Here is a 16,500-nt window from a genome sequence, read left to right as displayed (position 1 = left end):
CTACCCTATTCCCCGTATACAGTAGGAAAAGAGTAAAATATAGACAAACAACACGATATACACGCCAAATTCTACGCTTTCAATGTTATTCTGTTGTAGAAGAAATTTTAAAAACCATGTTATTGCTACCCGAATCTTATTGATAACAGCATCGGCATTTCTCGCCGCTGACCAAAAGATTGTTACAGGAGACTTATCGTGTCTGATTTAGCTCAACTTTCGCCACAGCATCTATGGCAACATTTCGCAAAAATTTGCTCAATTCCCCATCCATCTAAACATGAAGAAGCCTTAGCGCAATACATTGTTAACTGGGCGAAGGAAAAAAAACTGCACGCTGAACGCGACGCTGTCGGCAATATACTGATCCGTAAACCAGCCACGCCAGGCATGGAAAATCGCAAGTCTGTAGTTTTACAGGCTCATCTGGATATGGTTCCACAAAAGAATAATGATACCGAGCACGATTTCGAAAAAGACCCTATTCAAACCTACGTAGACGGCCAATGGTTAAAAGCACGTGGTACGACACTGGGTGCCGATAATGGTATTGGTATGGCATCCGCTCTGGCAGTGTTATCCGATGACACATTAACGCACGGTCCGATTGAAGTTCTGTTAACCATGACCGAAGAAACCGGCATGGATGGCGCTTTCGGCCTACAACCAAACTGGCTACAAAGTGAAATTCTGATTAACACCGACTCTGAAACCGAAGGTGAAATTTATATGGGCTGCGCTGGCGGCGTAGACTGTATTACAACATTGCCCCTGACGCGTGAAGCAGTACCCTCAGGTAACCAAATCTTTAAACTTTCATTAAAGGGGTTAAAAGGTGGTCACTCTGGCGGTGATATCCACTTGGGTTTAGGCAATGCGAACAAACTGATGGCGCGTTTTCTAACGACTCACGCCCAAGCGCTGCAAATTCGCCTGCTCTCTTTCAATGGCGGAACCCTGCGTAACGCGATTCCACGTGAAGCAACCGTGGTATTAAGCCTGCCACAGGCTAATGCCGAAGCGTTAAGGAAAGCCGGGGCCGATTATCTGGCATTGCTGAATTATGAACTGGCTGCCGTTGAAAAGAATATGGCATTACAGGTTGAATCAACTGAATGTGGCTTACAAGCCCTGACGCCGGATAGCCAGTCACGTCTGATAGGCTTAATGAATGCTAGCCCTAACGGTGTGGTTCGTATGAGTGACTCCGTCAAGGGGGTAGTAGAAACCTCCCTGAACGTTGGCGTAGTGAGTACCGAGCAGGATCATGCTCAGATTGTCTATCTGATCCGTTCGTTAATCGACAGTGGTAAAGAATATGTGGTTGAAGTGCTGACCTCGCTGGGCGAATTAGCCGGTGCTGAAGTTGATGCGAAAGGCGGCTACCCTGGCTGGCAGCCAGATCCTGACTCACCGGTGATGAATTTGGTACGCGAGAGCTATAAAAAGCTGTTCGACGCTACGCCTCATATTATGGTGATCCACGCAGGTCTCGAGTGTGGGCTGTTTAAGCGCCCATATCCTGAAATGGATATGGTTTCTATTGGACCAACCATCACTGGCGCGCACTCGCCTGATGAACAAGTCCATATTACCAGCGTTGGTCGCTACTGGCAGTTGCTGACTCAGGTACTGAAATCCGTTCCAGAACGCAATTAATGCCTATGATGTAAAAATAACGGCGGATTTTCCGCCGTTATTTTTTTGCCTGAATTGAAATCAATCTTCTCTGTGGTTTGCATCACCTATCTGAAAGTTACGAAAATAGCGCCAACTGTTTTTCTATCTGAGGATCCACCAGCGTAACATGTAAGCCAACCAGCCTGACACCCCGATTCTGGCGTCGTTCCTGCCAGACCCGTTCAGCAACGGTTAACAGGTCACTTCGATCAAGCCGCTGCCAGACATGCTCCTGAGTCGTTAGCTGAAAATCGTTAAACTTCAGCTTTACTCCCTGCCGGGCAATACGCAAATCAGGCCTGACATTGCTCAAGCGGCGTTCTAGTTCCAGATACAGTCGTTCGATGACACCCAAGCAGCTTTGCCAATCGTGAATATCTTCTGATAAGGTTGTTTCCACACCGATAGATTTACGCTGCCGATCGCTACACACTTCCCGATGGTCGATGCCATTACAACGTTCATGCAGAATTCTGCCAAACTTGCCAAATCGATTAAGTAAGGTGGCTAAATCAAACGCCTGAACATCTTTGCAAGTATACAAACCTAAATCCGCCAGCTTTTTCCCGGTTACCGCACCAACGCCAGATATTTTGGTCAAGGGAAGATCCGATAAAAACTCCCCTATTCGATCGGGTGCAATAACAAACTGACCGTTAGGCTTATTAATATCCGATGCTATTTTCGCCAGAAACTTGATGGATGCTACCCCAGCAGATGCCGTCAGCTTCAGCTCTTGATAGATAGTGGCTCGGATATCTTGTGCAATTAACGTGGCAGAACCATTAAACATTGGACAATCGGTAACGTCTAGATAGGCTTCATCCAATGAAAGTGGCTCAATAACAGAGGTGTAACGTTGAAATATACGCTGAATTTGTCTGGAGATATCTTTATATACCTCCATTCGCCCAGGCAAGACCTTAAGGTGAGGACATAATTTCAGTGCCTGAGCTACCGGCATAGCACTATGAACACCATAGCGGCGGGCAATATAGTTAGCTGTGCTGATAACGCCGCGCTGCTCCCTACGGCCACCAACAGCCATAGGCATATTCACCAACGAAGGATCGTCCCGCATTTCTACAGCGGCATAAAAACAATCCATATCGATATGTATGATTTTACGCACGTCATACCCTCACCAAAAATACTGTATAAATATACAGAATAAAAACCTATCACTCAAGAAAAATGTGCCTTAGGGAATCAAGGAGTTATTATTTTTTGCTTAAATGTCTCAGAATAATGCTCAATAAAACCCGATCCTGACTGGGTAACTATCATCACCGGTAATTGCAGTTGTTCTGCCAGTGCCATACCCTTCTCCAGCCCTAAAACGCCAATAGCCGTTGAAAATCCGTCAGCCGTCATGCAGGACGGGCTTAACACCGTCACTGATACTATTTCATTGGAAACAGGCCAGCCGGTCCGTGGATCAATGGTATGGGAATAACGAACACCATCGATTTCAAAATAATTGCGATAATTTCCTGAGGTAGCAACAGACATATCGCCAGGAGTAATCACTTCCTGCACCGTCTGTTCTATGCCTGCAATGGGCTTCTCAATGGCAATACGCCAAGGTTGTTGACGATCGTTTTGTCCCTTGGTTCGCACCTCACCGCCAATATCTACCAGATAGCTGCTAATTCCTACTGATTCCAGATACTCTGCCACCACATCCACGCCATATCCTTTAGCAATCGCAGAAAGATCGAGATAAAGCTCAGGTATCTCCTTTATCAGACCATTACCTTCGACTTTTAACTTATTCATGCCTACCCAGGCTTTGCGCTGCTGTAGTTCTGCATTTGAGGGGATCTGATCTTTATGCTTTTCTGGCCCAAATCCCCAAAGATTAACCAAAGGCCCAACGCTAATATCCAAAGCACCTTGAGTAAGTTGATTTATTCGCCTAGCTTCATTGATCACCTTTACCGTTGCCGCAGAAACAGGAAAAACCTGATTAATATTGCGGTATTGATTAAATCGACTTAATTCAGATTCTGGTCGATAGGTGGACATCTGGTTATTTACATTTTCTAATAAGACGTCAATTTGCTTTTGTAATTCAGCACCTTTAGGGGCTCCTGAGTGCTCTATATATTTTATCGAATAATAAGTCCCCATCGTTTTACCATTAATGGCAAACTGTTGAGGTTCACATCCTGAAATATAAAACACCGTTATAAAAAGTAATAACCGCATCAATGAATTAGAGATAATATTCAAAACACCCACCTTAATATAAATATTATAAAAACAAAAATTCACACATTGTTATATAAAAATATTATTTATTCAGACTGATTCCAATTACACTAACCGAAAATAAATTGATCAAAATAACATCAATTTATATTTTATTAACAGGTAAGTTTATATAATTAACAACAGGGAAACAAATGAGCAAATACTTATTTCTGCTCAGCGTATTGTTATTGTCATCAGTATCCTTTTATTCAACCGCAGAATCACAGGCAGTACCGACAACTAAGCAAGCTATCGCGCCATCAGAAAAACAACGACTATTGGGCCTTCCAGTATATATACGTATTATTAAGGAAGAACATAAACTAGAGCTATTTGTTAAAACCAAAAATAGCTATCAACACATTAGAACTTATTTAATATGTAGTTATTCAGGTGGATTAGGTCCTAAAAAGCGTCAGGGTGATTATAAAAGTCCGGAAGGATTCTATCAAATAACCGCCAATAGTTTGAATCCTAATAGTAAATATTATCGCGCATTTAATATTGGTTACCCTAACCAGTATGACAGAGCCCATGGTTTCACTGGCAACTATCTAATGATACATGGTGCCTGTGTATCAGTAGGCTGTTATGCGATGACCGATGAACAGATTGCTGAAATTTACCAATTTGTCGAAGCTGCAATGAAAAATGGTCAACAGCATGTGAATATCAATATTTTCCCGTTCCGCATGACTAACGAAAATATGCGTCGTCATCAAGGATCCGAGAATCAGGATTTCTGGCAGCAGTTAAAAGTGGGCTATGACTATTTTGAGGATACCCATCAACCCCCAAATATTTCTGTCGTGGATGGTCGTTATGCGCTGACTGGACCCGCATTACCACAAACACAGCACATGTATGCTAATAATGTCCCCAGAAATACTGAGGAATATATTGGTAAATTTAGCTATCGCTAAAAAAGAGATGACACAAATCTAAACGGTCAGAAAAATAGTCTTGTACTTCTGACCGTTCAGTTATTGGATATAATTATAGTAATATCATATTGTTAAAATAACATTTACTAAGTTAATCTTTCTTCCAAAAACCAGCTTCCTTCAGCACCACACAAAACGATCGTTTACCATAAAAATAATTATTCTTTTTTATTATCTGACTTACACTACTTCGTCATAAAATAGACTATAAATACAACAAGTTTAATTTAATTAGCCACGGATATATGTTTTTAACAACGGGAAGAAAAATGAGCAAATCTCTATTCATGCTCAGCGTATTACTGCTGTCGCCAGTGTCGTTCTATTCAAATGCGCAGTCTGTTCAGCCGCTGACTGAACAACAATCTACTATGCAACCAGAAAAACAGCGGCTACTGGGTTTACCAGTTTATGTTCGCATAATTAAAGAAGACAAAGTTCTGGAGCTGTTTGTTAAAAATCAGGGTGCTTATCAGTTAGTACAGTCCTACCCTATCTGTAACTATTCTGGAGGACTTGGGCCTAAACATTATCAAGGCGACTTTAAAAGCCCTGAAGGTTTTTATCAGGTGACAATGCAAGGCCTGAACCCAAACAGCAAATTCTATCGTTCACTCAATCTGGGTTATCCTAATCAATATGATCAGGAGCACGGATTTACTGGAAAGCATCTGATGGTGCACGGTGATTGTGTATCTACTGGCTGTTATGCCATGAATGACCAACAGATTTCCGAGATTTATCAATTCATTGAGTATGCGCTGATTAATGGGCAACCTCAGGTAGAAGTCAACATATTCCCATTCCGTATGACTAATGACAAATTAAAGAGCTACACCCACTCCGTACATTATGAGTTCTGGCAACAGCTGAAAGCGGGGTATGACTTCTTTGAAAAGACCCATCAGCCGCCAAATATGATTGTCAATAATGGGCGTTATAATCTTGCTCCACAGGGATTACTGGCCAACAGTCCGCCAAAAACTAATCCTGCGAATCCTTTCTCTCGTTAAGAGCAGTTAAATAATACGTTCACCAAAATGAAACAGGGCAAATTCTCCTTCAGGGATTTTTTGCCACTGTTCATTTCCCGTTAATGGTTGGGTCGCAATTAGAGTAACAATATCGTTTGGTGTGGTTTCACGCTGAAAGTCGATCTCCACATCTTCATCTAATAATGTTGCTTTACCAAAAGGCGCCCGCCGAGTTAGCCAGTACAGGTTAGTTGAACAATATGCCATGACATAATGACCATCAGAAAGCAGCATGTTGAATACCCCCTTCTTCCTTAATTGGTCAGCACAAGAGGCAATAAAACGAAATACCGCAGGCCAGTTAGATGGCCGACGTGGATAACGCTGCTTAAGTTGCTGTAAAATCCAGCAAAATGCATACTCACTGTCAGTTTCACCAATCGGCTGAAAGTCTGGCGTTTTCAGACTCCGGTAACCGTTCAATTGACCGTTGTGGGCAAAGGTCCAATTACGCCCCCAAAGTTCACGTGTAAATGGGTGAGTATTTTCCAACGCTACCGCTCCCCGATTGGCCTGGCGAATATGGGAAATAACCGCGCATGACTTAATCGGGTACTCTTGCACCAATTTAGCAATCGGTGAATTATAGCTAGGTTGCGGATCGCGAAAAGTTCGGCATCCTTTTCCTTCATAGAAGGTAATACCCCAGCCATCTTTATGTGGGCCAGTACGACCACCGCGCTGTATCAACCCGGTAAAGCTGAAACAGATATCGGTCGGCACGTTGGCACTCATCCCAAGTAATTCACACATACCGACCTCCCATCAAAACTCAAACACTCATCAGAGCGAGCTATTTTGCCATCTCTTTTTCAACTAACAGCATTAGAATATGGATAACTTTAATATGTACTTCTTGGATACGGTCCGCATAGCCAAAATGAGGAACTCGAATCTCAACATCTGCCAAGCCATCCATTTTTCCGCCATCTTTTCCGGTTAATACAATAACTTTCATGCCTTTTTCTCGAGCCGCATCAATGGCCCTCAATATATTGGCTGAATTGCCAGAGGTAGATAGACCAAACAACACATCCCCTTCTCGCCCAACCGCTTCCAAATAGCGAGAAAAAACGTAATCATAACCAAAGTCATTACTAACACAGGAAATATGGCTGGGATCGGAAATGGCAATAGCGGGATAGCCAGGGCGGTTTTCACGATAGCGTCCGGTTAACTCCTCGGCAAAATGCATCGCATCACAATGGGAACCGCCGTTACCACAAGAAAGTACCTTACCACCCGCTTTAAACGAATCAGCGAGTAGCAGGGCTGCGCGCTGTACAGATTCAATGTTAGCGTCGTCGCTGAGGAACTTTTGTAATACCTGAGCCGCTTCATCCAGCTCGCTGCGGATTAAATCCTGATACATGAAAAACCTCGTTGTAGATAAAGTGTAGTGAATCAGTTTCGGTCAGTGTAACGGATAGCAATAGCAGCGAAAAGTGCAATAAGCACTATCTTCCATGCAAATAGTCTGTTTTCTGCCTATTTAGGAATGCGTTAAGTTATACATACGTACTCGTTGTTGTCGATTTTCCGTCCTGATTATCAGTAATAACAGAACGGATGGAAAAGCGCCCATAATCATCGCCAATATCCGCTATGTGGTACACAGACTATGAAGATGATGAGACCAGCGAAACGATAGTAGGCTATCGGATTAATCTACAGGAAGATGAGAGAGAATAGAAACCACGGTATAAACAGAATAAAAAACAAAAACCACAAATAAAAAAAATCCCCTGAGTATTTAACTCAAGGGATTGAAATTAGTGGCGGAACGGACGGGACTCGAACCCGCGACCCCCTGCGTGACAGGCAGGTATTCTAACCAACTGAACTACCGCTCCACATTGCTTTCATAGGAAAGCGTGACGATATTAAAGTTCCCCGTGTCGCGAGTCAACGAATTTTTACAAAAACAGATTCAACTGCACATAAATTCAACGAGGCGCTTATAAATGATTAATTTACCGTCTCTCCATCTACCGCAGGACGCCAAAGACAGCTACCACCCTTCTTACTAATCAGATCCAAACGGGCCTCATGCGCTTCAACTTCAGCCTCATTCGCATAAATAACTTTTAATGCACTTTCAGCACGTATTACGCGCTGAATTTCTGCGCCCCGGTTCTGAGATTGAGTTTCCCCTTCCATAGAGAATGATAGAGAAGTTTGCCCACCAGTCATGGTGAGATAAACTTCGGCTAATATCTCCGCATCCAGTAAAGCGCCGTGTAATGTTCTACGGCTATTATCTATATCCAGCCGACTACAGAGCGCGTCCAAACTATTTCGTTTGCCCGGGAACATCTTACGGGCCATCATTAATGAGTCAGTAATCGTGCAAAATGACTCTACTTTGGGGTAATCGCTACGCAGCATGCGAAATTCATGATCCATAAAGCCAACGTCGAACGATGCGTTATGAATAACCAACTCTGCGCCATTGATAAAATTAAAGAAATCATCGGCAACTTCAGCAAACGTTGGCTTATCTGCCAGAAACTCATCGCTGATACCGTGAACACCATAAGCTTCAGGATCTACCAGACGGTCAGGCTTGATGTACACATGAAAGTGTCTACCGGTCAAACGGCGATTAATCACTTCAACCGCGCCTATTTCAATAATTCGGTGACCTTCATAGTGAACACCAACCATGTTCATACCGGTGGTTTCGGTATCAAGAACAATCTGTCGTGTAATTTCAGTGCTTATTGATTCCATTTTGTGTCAGACTTACCGTTTTAAACTTTAATGACGAGTCTACCAGATATGCTTAAGCAGGTAGAGATTTTCACCGATGGCTCTTGCTTGGGAAATCCAGGACCGGGAGGCTATGGTGCTATTTTACGCTATAAACAACATGAAAAAACCCTCAGTGCTGGATATTTCCTTACCACCAATAACCGTATGGAATTGTTAGCAGCAATTACTGCTCTGGAATCCTTGACGGCCTCTTGTCAGGTTTCTCTCAGTACAGATAGTCAATATGTACGACAAGGGATCATGAGTTGGATCCATAACTGGAAAAAACGCGGCTGGAAAACTGCGGACAAAAAACCAGTCAAAAACGTCGACTTATGGCAACGTCTCGATCAAGCAATTATTCGCCACAACGTTGAATGGCACTGGGTTAAAGGCCATGCAGGACACGAAGAAAACGAGCGCTGTGATCAACTTGCTCGTACCGCTGCTGAACAACCGACCTTAACCGATGAAGGCTACGCCCCTGAAAATAAATAAGCGTAATGGCTAATCACCATTATGCATATTTTTAGTCGCCCCGACGGCTCCAGATCTCACACTAAACTGCTTTTTAAAAACCAACAGTGGATTTAACGTTAACGGAATGGTTCGCTTACGGGCAACAATCAGGGTCTGACAACCAAATACTGGAATATGTAAGCTTAAAAAACCTCCGCACAGACCATTCCAGGGCATATTCTGAAAACTTGCATGATGCAACACTTCATAGTTAAGCAGGCTGAACCAATCAACCATACGCATTCTGGTGAACATTCTGCTGGTATAAGGATGCTTTTTCCTTATCACCGGAATCATCTTACCTGCGCCAACCAGACTAAAAGGATTAAATCCGCTCACAATCAACCAACCGTCATCAATCAGAACTCTATCAACTTCACGTAAAATACGGTGTGGATCTTCCGAATAGGCTAAAGTGCCAGCCAACAGACAAGCATCGAATGATTTATCTAAAAAGGGAAGGTTCAAGCTATCTGCATATACCTGAAGATTACTACCTGACTCAGAAGCGTTAACATGGTGAGTGATTTGACATTTGCAGGTATCAATTTCAACGCTAAGATTTCCCAGTTTCAGCAAGTGAAGACCAAATAATTTTGGCCACCAAGGCTCCAACTGCTGTTCCAGAGCACGACGGTAGCTATTACCATAAGATAACTCATTCCAAGATGCTGGCGATGTTACAATATTCTCTATCCGGGCAGCTCTCATGAAGTATTATCTCTTTTATAATATGAATTTAATCATCAGGGGACCATCATGCATCTTATCAGTATTCCCGCTTTTCAAGACAATTACATTTGGCTTCTAACCACCAAAGAACAAGCAGGTATTATCGTCGACCCAGGTGAAGCCTTACCGGTTATCCAACAGTTGGAACAACAACAAATAACGCCCACTGCAATTTTTCTGACCCACCATCACAACGATCATACAGGCGGTGTCTCTGAGTTAGTTAGACATTACCCAAAACTGAAAGTTTATGGCCCACAGGAAACTCAGAGTAAAGGGGCGCAGTTTATCGTCAAAGAAGGCGATAATATCGATATCAACGGCATCCACTTTAATGTAATTGATGTCCCCGGCCATACTGCAGGACATGTAGCATTCTATTGTGCCCCTTATCTATTTTGCGGGGACACACTCTTTTCTGCCGGATGTGGGCGAATTTTTGAAGGTACACCAGAACAGATGTATCAATCGATACAGAAACTAGCAGCCCTACCCGATGCAACAAAAGTATGCTGTGCTCACGAATATACAATTTCAAATTTACGTTTTGCAAACTACGTTTTGCCAGAAAATATCGAAATAGAAACACATTTGAAATATACGATAGATATAAGGTCAAAAGGCCAGCCTTCTGTGCCAACAGAGCTTAAACTTGAGAGAACAATCAACCTATTCCTTAAATGTCATCAGGTTGATTTAAAAAGAAAGTTAGGTATAGATGATCCAACTATACAACCTTGGCAAGTTTTTAAGCAATTAAGAAAGATGAAAGACAATTATTAACGCTTTTGATTGAGTTATTTGGCCAGCCAAAGTATTATCGGTCGACTTTTAATCAACGATGATAATTGATATACATGAAGGCAAAAGCAATCTTATTTGTTTCTGTATTACTTGTCGGTTGCCAGACATCAAATAAGGATGTCTCCCAATCTGCAAGCAATAAGAATCCTCCTTCAGCCAATAGCCTCGCTGCAGCAGGCGATCTCAACTGGCTAATGGGCCCTGATGGTCAAACAGAAAGAGAGCTGTGGCAAGTCGTCAGTGAAGGGCTGGAAATGAGCATTCCGGATAACGAGCGTATCCGTGAACAAAAAGAGTATTATCTCAATAACATAAGCTATCTCCAAAATGTAACATTACGGGCTGAACCGTATATGTACCTGATCATCAGTCAAATTAAAGAACGTCATTTGCCGATGGAACTGGTGCTGCTACCTATCGTGGAGAGCGCTTTTAATCCCCACGCCACCTCATCGGCCAGTGCTGCAGGCATATGGCAATTTATTCCTACTACGGGCCGTTACTATGGCCTGAAGCAAGATAAATGGTATGACGGACGCCGTGACGTTACTGAATCAACAACGGCTGCACTGGATATGCTGGAACGTCTTAATATCACGTTTGAAGGCGACTGGTTACAGGCGATCGCCGCATATAACTGTGGTGAAGGCAGAGTTATGCGTGCCATTAAGGAAAATGAAGCTCAAGGATTACCTACTGACTATTGGTCACTGAATTTACCGCGTGAAACCCAGCTCTATGTTCCTAAGTTGCTTGCATTGAGCGATATGGTTAAGCATAACAAGCGCTATGCTCTGTCGCTGCCAAGCAGTAATATAGACCGCGCCCTAACCCGCGTTGAAGTTGGTCAGCAAATTGAATTGGCTCAGGTGGCTAAAATGTCAGGCGTGCCACTAACCAAACTGCAAACATATAATGCGGGTTATAAGCACAATGTTACCTCACCCGATGGCCCCCATGTCATTATGCTACCTGCTTCTAATGCTAAACAGCTGGAAGAATCATTAAGCAATGGTGATATTAATCTGGTTAATTGGGGTGAACATAAAGTCGTTAACGGTGAAACCATTGAGGTATTGGCCAGACGCTATGGTATTACCCCTGATTCTATCCGTCAGGCAAATAATCTGACTGCTCAGGTTAGTGCTGGTCAAGTCATCACGTTACCTATTTCCAGCGAATATATTAATCAGATTGCTACCCAGCAAACCCAAATCGCAAGTAGCAATAGTCGGTCTGTGCCAAAAGTTAAATATACTGTACGAGCAGGAGACACTCTGGCTTCTATTGCTAAACGCCAAAATATCAAATCCAGCGATATTCAAAGCTGGAATAACCTTGGCAGAAACAGCAAGCTGAAGACCGGTCAATCATTGCAACTAGTCAGCAATGCGACGGGTAGTAAAACTAGCAACACCAAGAGTAACGGCGCTAAAAATAATAACAGCAGCATTACCTATCGCATTCGCAAAGGTGACTCGTTAGCCAGCATAGCAAAGCGCCATAATGTAAATATTAATGATGTGCTGAAGTGGAATAACAAAGTAACAACTAATCGGCTCCAACCTGGCAATACGCTGACATTATATAAGCGCTAATAAACCTCTCCACGCCAATCGATTATGGGTTGGCGTGGAATCTTACCAAAAGTGGATTATGATCCGAGGCCTGCGTCACCAATACAGAAGCCTCTTCCACCTGTAGTCCTCGATAAAAGATAAAATCCAACGGTCGACCAAATGCCTTCTTCCGCCAGTCATGAGAGAAGCGAACTTCCTGTAATCCAGTTAATGTAGAAAACCGATACAGCGAACGCAGCCGCTGTCTGCTCCAGGCATTAAAATCACCGGCTAATATTACCGGACCTTTATGCTGTAAGATCTGCTCTCCAATAGGTTTCAACTGCTGTTGATAGATATCAACACCAAGACTGAAATTAACAGCATGAATATTAGCCACCATCAACTGCCTTCCATCATCCAGCGGATATACCGTTACCAAAGCCGATTTGGACAGCCGCAATAAGGGTTCTCTTTCCCGCAGTGGGCAGCAATAGATTGGGTTAGCTGAAGCCAGCGTCATAACACCTGAAGAGTATTGGGGCATAACAATGGCTGGAACTTGATCCGCCGCTAAATAATTAGATGTAGCAAAATGAATTAGCTCTGGGGTTGTCTGTGCTTCCTGCAACAAAACCAACTGACTTTCCAGACCATACTTTTTAAGCACATTCAGCCAATTTGCCCGCTGTTGCTTAAAGATATTCCAAACCATAACGCTTAGCGCACCATTAGTCGGTAACGCCTGCAATGGCGCGATGGTTTGACTTAGCTCGCCTATAATTCCGGGAAAAATACGCTCTGCAGGCGAACCGGCTGAATACCTTATTGCAAAATTTTTTTTTCGCACAGTTAAAGCCTATGGTTAAAAATGCAGTCCCTGCAATGACAAATCCGAATTTACGTCTCAATAAACGGATGCTTTAGATTGTTATAGGGATTAAGTGGAAGAAACTCAATGGTAAACAGAGAATAAAAACGTAAAGATTAGTCATGATGCTAATCATAGCATGCTAAATAAATTTATTGTGGTGAAATGCCCATAACAAAAAGGCCTGCATAAGCAGGCCTTTCATAAATAAGTGGCGGAACGGACGGGACTCGAACCCGCGACCCCCTGCGTGACAGGCAGGTATTCTAACCAACTGAACTACCGCTCCACCGATTCTTTTTCCCTACCAGAACTTATTCTGATAGTTACTAATTTAAAGCCTGGCAGTTTATGAATGACTGCATCATTCACCCTTCGGGCCAACGCTTTGCGTTGTTCAAACCCGCTTCGCGAGTTTGTCCTACTCTCTCTCGAGTAGAGAACGGCCCTACTATCACTGCTTACATCTAATTTAAAGCCTGGCAGTTCCCTACTCTCGCATGGGGAAGCCCCACACTACCATCGGCGCTACGGCGTTTCACTTCTGAGTTCGGCATGGGGTCAGGTGGGACCACCGCGCTATCGCCGCCAGGCATATTCCGTTTCATGAACCGTTGTACTCCGATATCGCTATCCCGCACAACCATCCATTCCAATCCTGAACATTCGCTGAAATTTAAATTCGTCTCTCTCATCAAAACACCTTCGGTGTTGTAAGGTTAAGTCTCACGGTTCATTAGTATCGGTTAGCTCAACGTATCGCTACGCTTACACACCCGACCTATCAACGTCATAGTCTTTAACGTTCCTTCAGTGGACTCAAGGTCCAAGGGAAGACTCATCTCGAGGCAAGTTTCCCGCTTAGATGCTTTCAGCGGTTATCTTTTCCGCACGTAGCTACCGGGCAATGCCATTGGCATGACAACCCGAACACCAGTGGTGCGTTCACTCCGGTCCTCTCGTACTAGGAGCAACCCCTCTCAATCTTCCAACGCCCACGGCAGATAGGGACCGAACTGTCTCACGACGTTCTAAACCCAGCTCGCGTACCACTTTAAACGGCGAACAGCCGTACCCTTGGGACCTACTTCAGCCCCAGGATGTGATGAGCCGACATCGAGGTGCCAAACACCGCCGTCGATATGAACTCTTGGGCGGTATCAGCCTGTTATCCCCGGAGTACCTTTTATCCGTTGAGCGATGGCCCTTCCATTCAGAACCACCGGATCACTATGACCTACTTTCGTACCTGCTCGAGCCGTCACTCTCGCAGTCAAGCTAGCTTATGCCATTGCACTAACCTCACGATGTCCGACCGTGATTAGCTAACCTTCGTGCTCCTCCGTTACTCTTTGGGAGGAGACCGCCCCAGTCAAACTACCCACCAGACACTGTCCTCAACCCGGATAACGGGTCAAAGTTAGAACATCAAACATTAAAGGGTGGTATTTCAAGGTTGGCTCCACGCAGACTGGCGTCCACGCTTCTAAGCCTCCCACCTATCCTACACATCAAGGCTCAATGTTCAGTGTCAAGCTATAGTAAAGGTTCACGGGGTCTTTCCGTCTTGCCGCGGGTACACAGCATCTTCACTGCGAGTTCAATTTCACTGAGTCTCGGGTGGAGACAGCCTGGCCATCATTACGCCATTCGTGCAGGTCGGAACTTACCCGACAAGGAATTTCGCTACCTTAGGACCGTTATAGTTACGGCCGCCGTTTACTGGGGCTTCGATCAAGAGCTTCGCTTACGCTAACCCCATCAATTAACCTTCCAGCACCGGGCAGGCGTCACACCGTATACGTCCACTTTCGTGTTTGCACAGTGCTGTGTTTTTAATAAACAGTTGCAGCCAGCTGGTATCTTCGACTGACTTCAGCTCCGAGAGCAAGTCTCTTCACCTAACGTCAGCGTGCCTTCTCCCGAAGTTACGGCACCATTTTGCCTAGTTCCTTCACCCGAGTTCTCTCAAGCGCCTGAGTATTCTCTACCTGACCACCTGTGTCGGTTTGGGGTACGATTTAATGTTACCTGGAGCTTAGAGGCTTTTCCTGGAAGCAGGGCATCAACTACTTCACCACCGTAGTGGCTCGTCATCACGCCTCAGTGTTAATAGTCAACCGGATTTACCTAATCGACCCACCTACACGCTTAAACCGGGACAACCGTCGCCCGGATAGCCTAGCCTTCTTCGTCCCCCCTTCGCAGTAACACCAAGTACAGGAATATTAACCTGTTTCCCATCGACTACGCCTTTCGGCCTCGCCTTAGGGGTCGACTCACCCTGCCCCGATTAACGTTGGACAGGAACCCTTGGTCTTCCGGCGAGCGGGCTTTTCACCCGCTTTATCGTTACTTATGTCAGCATTCGCACTTCTGATACCTCCACCAGACCTCACAGTCCAGCTTCACAGGCTTACAGAACGCTCCCCTACCCAACAATACTTTCGTATCGCTGCCGCAGCTTCGGTGCATGGTTTAGCCCCGTTACATCTTCCGCGCAGGCCGACTCGACCAGTGAGCTATTACGCTTTCTTTAAATGATGGCTGCTTCTAAGCCAACATCCTGGCTGTCTATGCCTTCCCACATCGTTTCCCACTTAACCATGACTTTGGGACCTTAGCTGGCGGTCTGGGTTGTTTCCCTCTTCACGACGGACGTTAGCACCCGCCGTGTGTCTCCCGTGATAACATTCTTCGGTATTCGGAGTTTGCATCGAGTTGGTAATCCGGGATGGACCCCTAGTCGAAACAGTGCTCTACCCCCGAAGATGAGTTCACGAGGCGCTACCTAAATAGCTTTCGGGGAGAACCAGCTATCTCCCGGTTTGATTGGCCTTTCACCCCCAGCCACAAGTCATCCGCTAATTTTTCAACATTAGTCGGTTCGGTCCTCCAGTTAGTGTTACCCAACCTTCAACCTGCCCATGGCTAGATCACCGGGTTTCGGGTCTATACCTTGCAACTTGACGCCCAGTTAAGACTCGGTTTCCCTACGGCTCCCCTATTCGGTTAACCTTGCTACAAAATATAAGTCGCTGACCCATTATACAAAAGGTACGCAGTCACCCAACAAAGTAGGCTCCCACTGCTTGTACGTACACGGTTTCAGGTTCTATTTCACTCCCCTCGCCGGGGTTCTTTTCGCCTTTCCCTCACGGTACTGGTTCACTATCGGTCAGTCAGGAGTATTTAGCCTTGGAGGATGGTCCCCCCATATTCAGACAGGATGTCACGTGTCCCGCCTTACTCATCGAACTCACAACTTGTGCATTTTGGTGTACGGGACTATCACCCTGTTCCGTGCGACTTTCCAGACGCTTCCACTAACACACAAACTGATTCAG

The 16,500-nt window shown here is 44.6% G+C and carries 13 protein-coding genes, 2 tRNA genes and 2 rRNA genes (1 of these 17 running past the window's edge); 6 read left to right on the top strand and 11 right to left on the bottom strand.

Annotation, left to right across the window (positions count from 1 at the left end; translation table 11 throughout):
• The first annotated feature begins 198 nt into the window (after window positions 1-198).
• Entirely contained in the window at window positions 199-1,659 is a 1,461-nt protein-coding gene (locus tag HYN51_RS04605; protein ID WP_108901757.1) for an aminoacyl-histidine dipeptidase, read from the top strand.
• Between the two features lie 97 nt (window positions 1,660-1,756).
• Here the strand turns inward: HYN51_RS04605 and dinB are convergent, their stop codons facing one another.
• Window positions 1,757-2,812, bottom strand: a complete 1,056-nt coding sequence (dinB, locus tag HYN51_RS04600) for a DNA polymerase IV (protein WP_108901756.1) — start codon at window positions 2,810-2,812, stop codon at window positions 1,757-1,759.
• Between the two features lie 77 nt (window positions 2,813-2,889).
• Entirely contained in the window at window positions 2,890-3,891 is a 1,002-nt protein-coding gene (locus HYN51_RS04595) for an FAD:protein FMN transferase (protein ID WP_108902162.1), read from the bottom strand.
• A 197-nt stretch (window positions 3,892-4,088) separates the two neighbouring features.
• Between HYN51_RS04595 and HYN51_RS04590 the strand changes: the two genes are divergently transcribed.
• Complete coding sequence (locus tag HYN51_RS04590) at window positions 4,089-4,859, top strand: L,D-transpeptidase family protein (protein WP_108901755.1); 771 nt, start codon at window positions 4,089-4,091, stop codon at window positions 4,857-4,859.
• A gap of 290 nt (window positions 4,860-5,149) precedes the next feature.
• A complete protein-coding gene (locus HYN51_RS04585) occupies window positions 5,150-5,893 on the top strand; it encodes a L,D-transpeptidase family protein (RefSeq protein WP_157952986.1) in 744 nt (247 codons plus the stop codon).
• A gap of 6 nt (window positions 5,894-5,899) precedes the next feature.
• Here the strand turns inward: HYN51_RS04585 and HYN51_RS04580 are convergent, their stop codons facing one another.
• From HYN51_RS04580 to dnaQ, 4 genes are all read right to left on the bottom strand, one after another.
• The gene (locus HYN51_RS04580) at window positions 5,900-6,667 is read right to left on the bottom strand and encodes a class II glutamine amidotransferase (RefSeq protein WP_108901753.1); all 768 of its coding nucleotides are present in this window, start codon (window positions 6,665-6,667) and stop codon (window positions 5,900-5,902) included.
• A 40-nt stretch (window positions 6,668-6,707) separates the two neighbouring features.
• Window positions 6,708-7,286: a D-sedoheptulose 7-phosphate isomerase gene (gene lpcA, locus HYN51_RS04575; protein WP_108901752.1), complete on the bottom strand. Its 579-nt coding sequence runs from the start codon at window positions 7,284-7,286 to the stop codon at window positions 6,708-6,710.
• Window positions 7,287-7,690: 404 nt separating this feature from the next.
• A tRNA-Asp gene (locus HYN51_RS04570) sits at window positions 7,691-7,767 on the bottom strand.
• Window positions 7,768-7,882: 115 nt separating this feature from the next.
• Window positions 7,883-8,647 (bottom strand): DNA polymerase III subunit epsilon, encoded by a 765-nt coding sequence (dnaQ, locus tag HYN51_RS04565; RefSeq protein WP_108901751.1) that lies wholly within the window; start codon window positions 8,645-8,647, stop codon window positions 7,883-7,885.
• Between the two features lie 48 nt (window positions 8,648-8,695).
• On the opposite strand from dnaQ, the gene rnhA reads away from it, so the two are divergent.
• Window positions 8,696-9,166, top strand: coding sequence for a ribonuclease HI (gene rnhA, locus HYN51_RS04560; protein WP_108901750.1), 471 nt, complete (start codon window positions 8,696-8,698; stop codon window positions 9,164-9,166).
• Window positions 9,167-9,175: 9 nt separating this feature from the next.
• Here rnhA and HYN51_RS04555 read toward each other — a convergent pair whose 3' ends face one another.
• Window positions 9,176-9,898 (bottom strand): class I SAM-dependent methyltransferase, encoded by a 723-nt coding sequence (locus tag HYN51_RS04555; RefSeq protein ID WP_108901749.1) that lies wholly within the window; start codon window positions 9,896-9,898, stop codon window positions 9,176-9,178.
• 48 nt (window positions 9,899-9,946) lie between these two features.
• Between HYN51_RS04555 and gloB the strand changes: the two genes are divergently transcribed.
• Both gloB and mltD read left to right on the top strand, forming a co-directional pair.
• Window positions 9,947-10,702, top strand: a complete 756-nt coding sequence (gene gloB / locus HYN51_RS04550) for a hydroxyacylglutathione hydrolase (protein ID WP_108901748.1) — start codon at window positions 9,947-9,949, stop codon at window positions 10,700-10,702.
• A gap of 74 nt (window positions 10,703-10,776) precedes the next feature.
• Window positions 10,777-12,321: a murein transglycosylase D gene (gene mltD / locus HYN51_RS04545; RefSeq protein ID WP_108901747.1), complete on the top strand. Its 1,545-nt coding sequence runs from the start codon at window positions 10,777-10,779 to the stop codon at window positions 12,319-12,321.
• Window positions 12,322-12,343: 22 nt separating this feature from the next.
• Here the strand turns inward: mltD and HYN51_RS04540 are convergent, their stop codons facing one another.
• From HYN51_RS04540 to HYN51_RS04525, 4 genes are all read right to left on the bottom strand, one after another.
• Window positions 12,344-13,132 (bottom strand): endonuclease/exonuclease/phosphatase family protein, encoded by a 789-nt coding sequence (locus HYN51_RS04540; RefSeq protein WP_108901746.1) that lies wholly within the window; start codon window positions 13,130-13,132, stop codon window positions 12,344-12,346.
• A 233-nt stretch (window positions 13,133-13,365) separates the two neighbouring features.
• Window positions 13,366-13,442 (bottom strand) — tRNA-Asp (locus tag HYN51_RS04535).
• Window positions 13,443-13,630: 188 nt separating this feature from the next.
• Window positions 13,631-13,746, bottom strand: a 5S ribosomal RNA gene (gene rrf, locus HYN51_RS04530).
• A gap of 122 nt (window positions 13,747-13,868) precedes the next feature.
• Window positions 13,869-16,500, bottom strand: a 23S ribosomal RNA gene (locus HYN51_RS04525) (it continues 274 nt past the right edge of the window).

This window comes from Limnobaculum parvum (genome assembly GCF_003096015.2).
Lineage (GTDB): Bacteria > Pseudomonadota > Gammaproteobacteria > Enterobacterales > Enterobacteriaceae > Limnobaculum > Limnobaculum parvum.
Note: the sequence above shows the minus strand (reverse complement) of the source record. Positions and strands in the feature narration are given on the sequence as shown.

What these genes read in the sequence shown, in the direction of transcription:
- HYN51_RS04595 (WP_108902162.1), bottom strand. Translation starts at nt 3,891, where the DNA reads ATGCGGTTATTACTTTTTATAACGGTGTTTTATATTTCAGGATGTGAA.
- HYN51_RS04590 (WP_108901755.1), top strand. Translation starts at nt 4,089, where the DNA reads ATGAGCAAATACTTATTTCTGCTCAGCGTATTGTTATTGTCATCAGTA.
- HYN51_RS04585 (WP_157952986.1), top strand. Translation starts at nt 5,150, where the DNA reads ATGAGCAAATCTCTATTCATGCTCAGCGTATTACTGCTGTCGCCAGTG.
- HYN51_RS04580 (WP_108901753.1), bottom strand. Translation starts at nt 6,667, where the DNA reads ATGTGTGAATTACTTGGGATGAGTGCCAACGTGCCGACCGATATCTGT.
- lpcA (WP_108901752.1), bottom strand. Translation starts at nt 7,286, where the DNA reads ATGTATCAGGATTTAATCCGCAGCGAGCTGGATGAAGCGGCTCAGGTA.
- dnaQ (WP_108901751.1), bottom strand. Translation starts at nt 8,647, where the DNA reads ATGGAATCAATAAGCACTGAAATTACACGACAGATTGTTCTTGATACC.
- rnhA (WP_108901750.1), top strand. Translation starts at nt 8,696, where the DNA reads ATGCTTAAGCAGGTAGAGATTTTCACCGATGGCTCTTGCTTGGGAAAT.
- HYN51_RS04555 (WP_108901749.1), bottom strand. Translation starts at nt 9,898, where the DNA reads ATGAGAGCTGCCCGGATAGAGAATATTGTAACATCGCCAGCATCTTGG.
- gloB (WP_108901748.1), top strand. Translation starts at nt 9,947, where the DNA reads ATGCATCTTATCAGTATTCCCGCTTTTCAAGACAATTACATTTGGCTT.
- mltD (WP_108901747.1), top strand. Translation starts at nt 10,777, where the DNA reads ATGAAGGCAAAAGCAATCTTATTTGTTTCTGTATTACTTGTCGGTTGC.